Annotated in this window: 9 protein-coding genes; 4 read left to right on the top strand and 5 right to left on the bottom strand. The window is 48.4% G+C overall.

Annotation, left to right across the window (positions count from 1 at the left end; all coding sequences use genetic code 11):
- Positions 1-67: 67 nt before the first annotated feature.
- From AB8599_RS13275 to metK, 5 genes are all read right to left on the bottom strand, one after another.
- The gene (locus AB8599_RS13275) at positions 68-556 is read right to left on the bottom strand and encodes a SprT family zinc-dependent metalloprotease (protein WP_407331372.1); all 489 of its coding nucleotides are present in this window, start codon (positions 554-556) and stop codon (positions 68-70) included.
- A gap of 22 nt (positions 557-578) precedes the next feature.
- Entirely contained in the window at positions 579-1421 is an 843-nt protein-coding gene (locus AB8599_RS13270) for an SDR family NAD(P)-dependent oxidoreductase (protein WP_407331371.1), read from the bottom strand.
- On the bottom strand, positions 1387-2184 hold the full coding sequence (locus tag AB8599_RS13265; RefSeq protein WP_407331370.1) for a metal-dependent hydrolase: 798 nt from the start codon (positions 2182-2184) through the stop codon (positions 1387-1389). The genes AB8599_RS13270 and AB8599_RS13265 overlap by 35 nt, the downstream gene beginning before the upstream one ends.
- 12 nt (positions 2185-2196) lie before the next feature.
- A complete protein-coding gene (locus AB8599_RS13260) occupies positions 2197-4164 on the bottom strand; it encodes a metal-dependent hydrolase (RefSeq protein ID WP_407331369.1) in 1968 nt (655 codons plus the stop codon).
- 292 nt (positions 4165-4456) lie between these two features.
- Positions 4457-5611, bottom strand: coding sequence for a methionine adenosyltransferase (gene metK / locus AB8599_RS13255; protein ID WP_407331368.1), 1155 nt, complete (start codon positions 5609-5611; stop codon positions 4457-4459).
- A gap of 400 nt (positions 5612-6011) precedes the next feature.
- Here metK and tkt point away from each other — a divergent pair, with 400 nt between their 5' ends.
- From tkt to fbaA, 4 genes are all read left to right on the top strand, one after another.
- Complete coding sequence (tkt, locus tag AB8599_RS13250) at positions 6012-8009, top strand: transketolase (RefSeq protein WP_407331367.1); 1998 nt, start codon at positions 6012-6014, stop codon at positions 8007-8009.
- 184 nt (positions 8010-8193) lie between these two features.
- Entirely contained in the window at positions 8194-9222 is a 1029-nt protein-coding gene (gene epd, locus AB8599_RS13245) for an erythrose-4-phosphate dehydrogenase (RefSeq protein WP_407331366.1), read from the top strand.
- Positions 9223-9292: 70 nt separating this feature from the next.
- Complete coding sequence (locus tag AB8599_RS13240) at positions 9293-10456, top strand: phosphoglycerate kinase (protein ID WP_407331365.1); 1164 nt, start codon at positions 9293-9295, stop codon at positions 10454-10456.
- Between the two features lie 226 nt (positions 10457-10682).
- Positions 10683-11759, top strand: a complete 1077-nt coding sequence (fbaA, locus tag AB8599_RS13235; protein WP_407331364.1) for a class II fructose-bisphosphate aldolase — start codon at positions 10683-10685, stop codon at positions 11757-11759.
- Positions 11760-11824: the final 65 nt, after the last annotated feature.

The raw sequence follows: 11824 nt of genomic DNA, 5'->3' as shown, positions 1-11824 counted from the left end.
ATTATTACGAGTGGGTTCTCATTAAAATGGTGCTAATTGAATGAGTTATCAATATGAGATGAGTTTGTTACGCAACCTGTGACCAAGCTAAGCGTTGCTTACAGCGACGGCAAAAATACTGCACTTGTTGACGCTGCACTTTGTTGTGGCGGCGAATAGAAAGACTGATTTGGTCGCAACCACATTGATAGGTAAAGGTTTTACCTTGTACGGAAGACACATCAAAGCTGTGTGTGGTTTTTGGGGCGACACCGAACACTTGCTGCATCACCGCTTGCCATTCTTTGCCGTGGGGTTTGACGCGACCGAATTTGGCGTACACCACCAAATGACTGACTTCATGAGGGACGACTTCTTCAAAAAATGCCTGTGAGTTCTCTCTGAGCAGTACAGGATTAAAGCGAAGTTGCCATGTCTGTAGCCGCGCGGTTCCTGCGGTTTTTCCGCGTTGATTGAACAGAACGTCGGGCAGAGGAAAAGCGCACTGAAAGTAGGCTTCAGCTTGAGCGATGCAGCGTGCGACGGCTTTGGTCGTTTGATATTCCAGTTCATTCATGGGGTTCGGTTTGGGTGTTGTCCTATTGTTCTTGGTTCAGACTCAGATAGCGGCGATAAAAATTTCTCATTACTTGCGGTATCAGTCGGCTCGTACGGTAATAAAACGACAAAGAGGTTGGCAGAAACAACATGCCTTGTCGATGAGATTGATAATACCGCATTAATGTTGGGCCGACGATCTCTGGCGATTGCTCTCTATTATAGGCTTGACCCTCAGCTTTACCGGGTAAGCGAAACCCTCCCCATTTTCGGTTTGAGCCATCGGCATGCCACACGCGAATTTTTTGTTTGGCTGGTGTATCAAACTTGCCCAGCATGAGGGTAGAGATTCGAATGCCGTGCGGCTCTTGTTCGATATGTAAGGCTTCAGCAAAAGCGTGAATGGCGGCTTTTGTTGCACTGTATGTGGCCATTTGGGGGACGCCGTGAAGCACGGAGACTGACGTGGAATAGACAATCAAGGCTCGATTTTCAGCGCTCAGAAGGGGAAGCACCAAATGTGTTAAGGCGAGGGTGGCGCGAAGGTTGGTGTCGAGCACTTCCTGATGTTTGTGCCAAGGGATGTTTTCAAAGGCACCTGCGGCTGAGGTGCCGACATTGGCAAAAACCAAACTAACGGGGAAAGGCAAACGGGCGATTTCAAACAACGCTTGCGTTAAGAACTCTGGGCATCGCATATCACCTTGAAAGTGATAGTCCCCTTCTTGTTGGTTGGTGTCTCTGTGATTTCGGTCAAGGGTTGCCACTGCCCAGCCTTGGGCATGAAAGTATCGCGCTACGGCGAGACCAATCCCAGAAGCACCACCGCTTATCAGGATCAGCGGTGCATTAGTTTCCGTATTTCTCTTTGGCACTTTCGACATGTTGCTCCGCCCAGTTTTGCATCTCAGGGTTTTTGTACACTTCCTTGAAAATCAGAATTGATTTTGCGGTCACTTCGAGGAAAACCGGATTGCGAGAAAAGTACTGGGTGCGATACCAGTAGAGCCAAAACTTGGTTTTATCGCCCATTGAACAGCCTTCATGTCGCTGTATATGGCGTATGGCAGAGATAAATGCCCAAGTCCCTTTTCGTGAATATTTGGCATAGGCGCGGAAGAATTCCCATTTTGGGATCTTTAGTTGTTGGCAGATAGCAAGAGAGAGTGAGTAGTGTGAAATCTCTTCTTCTGCATGCTGAAGTTGGTAATCCAACCAAGGACGATGACCTCCTTCATACATGGGGTGACCACGTAAAATTCCGCGGCATGCGTTGGAAATATTGTATTCGCCGAGTGCCACATAGGCCATGCGTGTATTGAGTGGAGAAGCCAGGGCTTCGTCTAACCAAAGCTGAGTGTCTTTGGCGATGTCCTCAACGGGATAACCCAGTTCAGCGAGGGCATTGAATACTCTATCGTGTTCTTCAATGTGTTCAATTTCTTCCATGTGCAATTGATTGGCAAAGCGGCGGCCACTTTCAGTCACCTTATCAGAGGCTAAGTAGGTTTCCATTGTTCGACACAAAAAGCGTTCGAAGGCGGGCACCGTTGCCAGTAGGGCGGTGAGTATGTAGGTGTTATAGCGTCCGTGTCCACCAGCCCAATATCGGTCGGTGGGTAGCGCTAATGTTTCTTCAGAATCCATAAGGTTTCCCTCCTAAGGTTGAGATTTGATTTTTGGGATGAGCTTCAGCGCATCGGCTGCACCTTTTAGCCATGCCATGCCAAGAGGTTTGTGCCCACTCCAGAGTATCCATTCGGTGCTGAGCAAGATTTGCGTGCTTTTGACTCTTGAAAATTGACGACTTCGGCACAGCATCCAAACGCCATAACGTAGCTTGAGCAGAGAGTAGAGATTGAAATCGACAGTGGCTTTGAAGCGGGTCCAGCGCGGAACATCCATGTGCTCGACAAGTGCTTCACTGACCCACTGATGCTGAATTTCGTCACTGGCATGCTCAACCAGAAAATGACGCCAAGGCGGGTGCATATCTTGATAGAGCTTATGTTTAGCGAGGATGCGCTTGCTGACCTCTGCGATCTGCGCTTCGGCCGCAGCAACATAAGCGGCTTGATAGTCGAGAGGCTTGCGCCGAAGTGCGTTGAGATGCTTTTCAATCTGCAATTCAAGTTGTTCAACGGGATAACCCATCTCACTGAGTGCTTTGTTCATGGCTTTGTGTTTTGCAGAGTGGGCTGACTCTTCTTCAATGAGGCTGTTCAGAGCGCGCTTGAAATCCTCGTGTTGATTTTCTTTACCGAGGTTGAGTTGGCATTGCTTAAGAACATCGCAAAAAAATTGCTCGAAGCAACTGACGGGGATGACCAGTGCAGTATTGGCGATGGATTCCGTGATCCTGCCTCCCCACCACGCATTGAGCGTGTATTGCGGTGCATCTCGGCGATGCTGCTCTTCGCGTTGATAAAACGCATTCAAGGCGCTTTTGGGGCTCAACGCAGAAAGGGTTGGATGGTGTCGGCTTTTGCAATGAAGGGTGTCAGCAAACCATGCTTGCTCTCGATAATGGTCAAGGGTGGCCAGGGAGGGAAGTAGGCGTCGTAAGCTTCCTCTCCACGCTTTTGAGGCTGAAGAGCAAGGCGCTTTCCCCGGCAGCGTTTTACCTGCTCTGAGTAAGGCGATGGGGCGGTCCACCAGACAAAACGGTCGCGCCATGCCGATCAGGTCAGCGGTGTGATCGCCGAGAAGTCTGTCGATCGTCTCTTTGTCGCGAATACCACCTGTTAGCAGCAATGGCACGCTGCATTGCTGCCGGATTTTGGGCAGGTAATCGGCAAAATAGGCACTGGACTTCACGGCTTTTTGCCCAGACATGGCCATGGTGAGATAGCTGCCACCGCTGATCTCAATGAAGTCAGCGCCTGCATCGCAAAGCAATCGGACGGTTTCGGCGCAATCCTCTTCTGTCGTACCGCCTTTGATAAAGTCACGGCAATTGAGTTTGATGCCTACCGCGAATTGATGGTTTGTCTGATTCTTAATACCTTCAATAATACGGATGACTATACGCGCCCGATCGGTTGCATTGCTTCCCCATTTATCCGTGCGGTGATTCCACGCAGGTGAGAGAAATGCGCTGAGCAGATAGCCGTGTGCCGCATGGATTTGCACGCCTGAGAATCCGGCATTGTGACAAAAACGAGCCGCAGAACTAAATTGCTCAATGACACTTTCGATTTCGTCATGGCTCATCGCCCGAGCAGGGTTATAGTCTAGAAAATACCAAGGTGGCTTGCTGTCACTGGGCGAAAACGGGTGGTGATGAATATCGTTGGGTGTTTGCGGACCGCCATGATTTAACTGGGCGATCAAGGCGCAGTGTTCACGGCGGACACGTTGAGTCAGTATCTTAAAGCGTGCGGGACTCCCGTGCGTGTCAATAACCAAAGAGCGCCATTGCTCTCGGTGGTTGCTGTCGACATGGATATTGCCAGTAATAATGGCTGAAGCACCACTGGCTGCCCATTGCTTATAAAGACGCAAAAGCCGGAGAGTTGGACGTCCAAAGCGATCGGACAGCCCTTCAGCGGTGGCGGTCTTTATCAGACGATTTTTTAGTGTTAAGCCGCAGGGTAAAACCAGCGGTCTTTCAAGCAGCTCCGTCATGCGATTTTTCCTTAATCTTTGACGATGCAATTCGCAGAATATGCATGTTATCTGTATGACACGGACAACGAACCGGACACAACGACTCTATCGTATCGCTGATCCTTATTGAAAAACTGTATTAGTTGTTAGATACACGATGTATCGATTTATCACGCTGTTTTTACAACGCAAAAATCGCTTTTTAAAATCTATATGGCATCACGGGACATGAAGTGTGGGGGTATGGTTGGAAGCAGGATCAAAAAAGAGGCCCGAAGACCTCTTTGTGCAAAGCTGTTTTACTGTGCGCTTACTTGATGTTAGCGAAATCGCGCAGTGCAGCCACTTTGTCGGTTTTTTCCCAAGGGAATTCTTCGCGGCCGAAGTGACCGTAAGCTGCTGTTTTCTTGTAGATAGGTTGCAGCAGATCCAGCATTTCTTGCAGGCCATATGGACGCAAGTCAAAGTGCTGACGTACGGCTTCGATGATGATCTCTTCTGATACTTTCTGAGTGCCGAAAGTTTCAACCATGATAGATGTTGGATCAGCGACACCGATGGCGTATGACAATTGGATTTCACAGCGATCCGCAAGACCCGCGGCAACGATGTTTTTCGCGACATAACGCGCTGCGTATGCTGCAGAACGGTCAACCTTTGATGGATCTTTACCCGAGAATGCACCGCCACCGTGACGCGCTGCGCCGCCGTAGGTATCAACGATGATCTTACGACCGGTCAAACCACAGTCGCCCATTGGGCCACCGATAACAAAACGACCGGTTGGGTTAATGAAGAATTTGGTCTCTTTGTTCAACCACTCGCTTGGCAGTACAGGTTTGATGATTTCTTCCATGACTGCTTCGCGAAGGTGTTCAGTGGTCACTGAATCGCAATGCTGAGTCGAAAGGACAACCGCATCAATGCCCACAATTTTGCCTTGGTCGTATTGGAAGGTGACTTGAGACTTTGCATCTGGACGTAGGAAGTTTAGTTTGCCGCTCTTACGCACTTCAGCTTGTTTCTTAACAAGAAGGTGTGAGTAAGTAATTGGAGCAGGCATCAGCACGTCAGTTTCGTTACACGCATAGCCAAACATGATGCCTTGGTCGCCAGCGCCTTGATCTTTAGGATCTGCTTTGTCAACACCTTGGTTGATGTCAGGCGATTGCTTACCAATGGTATTCAATACGGCACAAGAATCAGCATCAAAGCCCATGTCAGAATGGACATAACCAATATCACGCACGGTTTCACGCGTGATTTCTTCGATATCAACCCATGCTGACGTTGTTACTTCACCGCCAACCATCACCATGCCAGTTTTGACATAGGTTTCACACGCAACACGTGCTTTTGGATCCTGCTCCAGAATTGCATCAAGAACGGCATCAGAAATCTGATCTGCAATTTTGTCTGGGTGCCCTTCTGATACAGATTCAGAAGTGAACAGGTGCTTAGCCATAACGTTTTCCCTAATGAGTGAATACCAATTTCAGCAGTGTGTTAAACGTGTGCTGACTGCCGTTGGTATAAAATTGATATCGAATATACGTTTAAATGTATAGATGCTTTTCCATCTGGACGTCTATTCTACGTCACGAGATTGATAAATCAACCCCACGGTTTGTCCGTCTAACACGTAAACGTTTGCGTTGCTAACCCCACAATTACAAATAGATGCAGTACGTGCAGGCTAAATTGACGCTGTTCCCTATAAAATCAGCCATGTAAAACGTTTGCAGAGGAACGGGAGTCTTGCGACAATACGAGCCCGCCGAACTCTGCGATCTGGCCATTTACAAATAAAAGTATTGTGCCTGATTGCATATAACACAAAACCTCTATTGATCTCAGGAGCAGACATGTCTTCCCGCAAGGTTTTAGCAAACGCGATTCGTGCACTAAGCATGGACGGTGTACAACAAGCCAACTCTGGTCACCCGGGCGCCCCAATGGGCATGGCTGATATCGCCGAAGTTCTCTGGCGCGATCACATGAACCACAACCCACAAAACCCTGAGTGGGCTGACCGCGACCGTTTCGTTTTGTCGAACGGTCATGGCTCAATGCTGATTTACTCTCTGCTTCACCTAACGGGTTACGATCTGTCGATTGATGATCTGAAAAACTTCCGCCAGCTACATTCTAAAACCCCGGGCCACCCTGAGTACGGTTATGCACCAGGCATCGAGACCACAACCGGTCCTCTTGGCCAAGGCATCACCAATGCGGTAGGCATGGCGATGGCAGAAAAATCTCTGGCAGCGCAATTTAACCGTGAAGGCCACGACATCGTTGACCACAACACTTATGTGTTCTTGGGAGACGGCTGTTTGATGGAAGGTATCTCTCACGAAGCGTGTTCACTTGCAGGCACATTAGGCCTTGGTAAGTTGGTGGCGTTTTGGGACGACAACGGCATTTCTATCGATGGTCATGTTGAAGGTTGGTTCACTGACAATACACCTCAGCGTTTCGAAGCGTACGGCTGGCATGTTATCCCTGCGGTTGATGGTCACGACGCTGACGCAATCAACGCAGCGATTGAAGCAGCAAAAGCTGAAACAGGCCGTCCGACACTGATTTGTACCAAAACCGTAATTGGTTTTGGCTCACCAAACAAAGCAGGCACACACGACTGTCACGGCGCACCACTGGGCGCGGATGAAATCGCAGCAACGCGCAAGCAACTAGGTTGGGAGCACGGTCCGTTTGAAATTCCAGCTGACGTTTACGGCGCATGGGATGCAAAAGAAGCGGGCGCGACGAAAGAGTCTGCGTGGAATGAAAAACTTGCAGCTTATGAAGCGGCTTATCCAGAGCTTGCGGCTGAATTCAAGCGTCGCGTAAACGGCGAATTGCCAGCAGAATGGGAAGCGAAAGCGAACCAAATCATCGCTGATTTGCAAGCAAACCCTGCCAACATTGCATCACGTAAAGCATCTCAAAACGCGCTAGAAGCGTTTGGTGCTATGTTGCCTGAATTTATGGGTGGCTCTGCTGACCTTGCGCCTTCAAACCTGACCATGTGGTCTGGCTCGAAAGCGGTAACCGCTGATGACGCATCTGGTAACTACATTCACTACGGTGTGCGTGAGTTCGGTATGACGGCGATCATCAACGGCATCGCACTGCACGGCGGTTTCGTGCCTTACGGTGCAACCTTCCTGATGTTCATGGAATACGCACGTAACGCAATGCGCATGGCTGCACTGATGAAAATTCAGAACATCCAAGTGTACACCCATGACTCTATCGGTTTGGGTGAAGATGGCCCGACACACCAACCTGTTGAGCAAATTGCATCACTCCGCCTAACACCAAACATGAGCACATGGCGTCCGTGTGACCAAGTGGAATCTGCAGTTGCTTGGAAACTGGCGATTGAGCGCAAAGACGGCCCAACGTCGCTGATTTTCTCGCGTCAAAACTTGGCGCAGCAAGATCGTTCTGCTGAGCAAGTGGCTGACATCGCGAAGGGCGGTTACGTCCTGAAAGATTGCGCAGGTAAGCCTGACCTTATTTTGATTGCGACAGGTTCTGAAGTTGAACTTGCGGTAGAAGCTGCGGCGCAAATCGCTGCAGATGGCAAGCAAGTTCGCGTTGTTTCTATGCCTGCAACTGACGTGTTTGACAAGCAAGATGCGGCTTACCGTGAATCAGTGCTGCCTTCAGACGTGACCGCACGTGTTGCGATTGAAGCGGGTATTGCTGACTTCTGGTACAAGTACGTTGGTTTCGACGGCCGTATCATCGGTATGCACACCTTTGGCGAATCTGCACCAGCAGGCGAGCTGTTCAAGATGTTCGGCTTTACGGTTGAAAACGTGGTTGAGACGGCGAAAGAGTTGCTTGCTTAACTAGCGATATTAGGTGTTAAAACGTAACCTTCTAGCCCTGCTTTTGCGGGGCTTTTTCTTTTTGATTTTTGAACCAATCAATCAGAAATATTGATGAGAGACCAATCACATTCTACGTGCGTATTTTACGTGCTTGAGATAGACTGTCGGCCGCATTTCATTAATGACTGAGATGATCAGGGACATGGCATTACGCGTCGCAATCAATGGATTTGGCCGAATTGGTCGTAGTGTGCTCCGCGCACTTTACGAGAGTGGCAGAAGAGATAACATTGACATCGTTGCTGTCAATGAACTTGCAGAGCCTGATGCGATGGCACACCTTCTGCAATATGACACCAGTCATGGTCGCTTCTTTAAAAAGGTCTCGAACAGTCAGGAATTTCTTTTTGTCGGCGACGATAAAATCCGCATCCTACATCTTAGCGATATCAACCTTCTTCCTTGGCGTGATTTAGACATCGACATCGTGCTCGATTGCACTGGCGTTTATGGCAATCGTGAACATGGTCAAGCCCACCTTGATGCAGGCGCGAAGAAGGTATTGTTTTCCCACCCAGGGAGTAACGATTTGGACAACACCATTATCTTTGGTGTGAATGAAGACTCCTTGAAAGCCAGTGATCGTATTGTTTCCAATGGTTCCTGCACCACAAATTGTATTGTTCCGGTAATAAAAGTACTTGATGAGAAGTTCGGTATTGAATCCGGCACTATCACAACAATTCACTCTTCGATGAACGATCAGCAGGTAATTGATGCATATCACCCAGATTTGCGACGCACACGTGCTGCCAGTCAGTCTATTATTCCTGTCGACACCAAATTACATTTAGGAATTGGAAGAATATTTCCGAAATTTTCTGACAAATTTGAAGCGATTTCAGTTAGAGTTCCTACGATAAATGTCACGGCGATGGATTTAAGCGTCACAGTTAACACAAAAGTGAAAGTTAATGACGTAAATCAATCACTCGAAGAGGCTGCTCGGTGTACATTGAACGGCATCGTTGATTATACCGAGGCACCATTAGTCTCGATTGACTTTAACCATGACCCCCACAGTGCCATTGTCGATGGCTCGCAAACCCGGGTGAGTAACCACAATTTGGTGAAAATGCTGGTGTGGTGCGACAACGAGTGGGGATTTGCTAACCGGATGTTAGATACCGCGTTAGCCATGGACGCAGTTTCCAGTGGCTCGAAGGCTTGAGTCACGGCTTTTACTTCGTAAGAGCTAAAGCAAATTTATTAATTTTTGCAACTTTATAGAGAGGACGAAAATGTCTGTAATTAAAATGACCGATCTGGACTTGGCTGGCAAACGTGTATTTATCCGTGCCGATTTGAACGTACCAGTAAAAGACGGCAAAGTAACTTCTGACGCACGTATCCTAGCGTCAATCCCAACCATCAAAACTTGCCTAGAAGCTGGCGCAAAAGTGATGGTAACTTCTCACCTTGGTCGTCCAACCGAAGGCGAGTACGCGGAAGAGTTCTCTCTACAACCAGTTGTTAATTACCTCAACGACGCGCTTGATTGCGACGTTAAACTAGCAAAAGACTACCTGAACGGCCTAGAGCTGAACGCGGGTGAGCTAGTAGTTCTAGAAAACGTTCGCTTTAACAAAGGCGAGAAGAAGAACGAAGACGAACTGTCTAAGCAATATGCTGCACTGTGTGACGTATTCGTGATGGATGCATTCGGTACAGCGCACCGTGCACAAGCGTCTACTTATGGCGTAGGTGTTTTCGCGCCTGTGGCATGTGCGGGTCCTCTTCTGGCTGCTGAGCTTGAAGCATTGGGCAAGGCGATGGACAACCCAGAGCGTCCATTGGTTGCTATTGTTGGTGGTTCTAAAGTGTCTACCAAGCTAACTGTGCTTGAGTCTCTATCTAAAATCGCTGACCAATTGGTTGTTGGCGGTGGTATCGCAAACACCTTTATCGCAGCTGAAGGCCACAACGTGGGTAAATCACTGTACGAAGCTGACCTAGTAGACACTGCTAAGAAGCTAATGAAAGAGTGTGCGATTCCAGTAGCAACTGACGTTGCATGTGCAAAAGCATTCGACGAAAACGCAGAAGCTGAAATCAAAAACGTTGCAGACGTTCAAGATGACGACATGATTTTCGACCTAGGTCCTCAATCAACGGCAGCACTTGCTGAAATCATCGGCAACGCGAAAACGATCCTTTGGAACGGCCCAGTTGGCGTATTCGAATTCAAGAACTTCGAAGCGGGCACGAAAGGCATCTCTGAAGCTATCGCTAAGTCTGCAGGCTTCTCTGTAGCGGGTGGTGGTGACACATTGGCAGCTATCGACAAGTTCGGTATCAAAGCTGACGTTTCTTACATCTCTACTGGCGGTGGCGCTTTCCTTGAGTTTGTTGAAGGTAAAGTACTTCCAGCTGTTGAAATGCTAGAAGCACGCGCTAAAGCGTAATTCATGAAACGGAGGTTAATAGCCTCCGTTTTTTTATGTGTTTCTCGCCGAGAATTACGTGCGGAAATGCATACACCAAAGACAATAATTAATGTGTTTGGTGAGACGTTTGGGTACAATGCGCAGCGCTGATCGCAAACGTTTGCCGATTTAGCTGAGTTGGTCGGGATATGGCCAGCTTGGTATTGATTCATTCAAAGACTACAGAGTAAATAGGACTATTGTTATGTCTAAGATTTTTGATTTTGTAAAACCTGGCGTTATCTCTGGTGACGACGTACAGAAAGTGTTTGAAATTGCTAAAGAGAACAAGTTCGCTCTTCCAGCGGTAAACGTAGTAAACACTGACTCGATCAATGGCGTACTGGAAGCGGCTTCTAAAGTTAAAGCGCCGGTTGTTGTTCAGTTCTCTAACGGTGGCGCAGGCTTCTTCGTTGGTAAAGGCGTGAAACTAGAAGGCCAAGGTGCACAAATCCTTGGTGCTGTTGCTGGTGCAAAATACGTTCACGCAGTTGCTGCTTCTTACGGTGTTCCAGTTATTCTGCACACTGACCATGCTGCGAAGAAATTGCTGCCATGGATCGACGGTCTGCTTGACGCTGGTGAAGCGCACTTCGCTGAAACTGGCAAGCCACTGTTCTCTTCACACATGATTGACCTGTCTGAAGAATCACTAGAAGAAAACATCGAAATCTGTGCTGCATACCTTGCTCGCATGGAAAAGATGGGCATGACGCTGGAAATCGAACTGGGTTGTACTGGTGGTGAAGAAGACGGCGTAGACAACTCTCACATGGACGCGTCTGAGCTATACACCTCTCCAGAAGACGTTGCATACGCATACGAGAAACTGAGCGCAATCAGCCCACGTTTCACTATCGCAGCATCTTTCGGTAACGTACACGGTGTTTACCAAGCAGGTAACGTTGTACTGACGCCGACCATTCTGCGTGATTCACAAGCTTACTGTGCAGAGAAATTCGGTATTGCACCTAACGCGCTGAACTTCGTATTCCACGGCGGTTCTGGCTCTTCTGAAGCAGAAATCCAAGAGTCTATCGGCTACGGTGTGATCAAAATGAACATCGATACTGATACTCAGTGGGCAACGTGGGACGGTATCCGTCGTTACGAAGCTGAAAACCGCGAGTTCCTTCAAGGTCAAATCGGCAACCCAACTGGCGAATCTGCGCCAAACAAGAAGTACTACGATCCACGCGTATGGCTACGTGCTGGTCAAGCTTCTATGGTTGCTCGTCTTGAGAAAGCATTTGCTGACTTGAACGCAATCGACGTTCTGTAATTTAGTTTTTTAAAAAAACGGGTTACAAAAGATCTAGAAACCCGCTAAATTTAGCGGGTTTTTTT

This window comes from Enterovibrio litoreus (assembly GCF_045679545.1).
Lineage (GTDB): Bacteria > Pseudomonadota > Gammaproteobacteria > Enterobacterales > Vibrionaceae > Enterovibrio.
The sequence above is the reverse complement of the archived record's forward strand: the minus strand, read 5'-3'. Positions and strand labels throughout refer to the sequence as shown.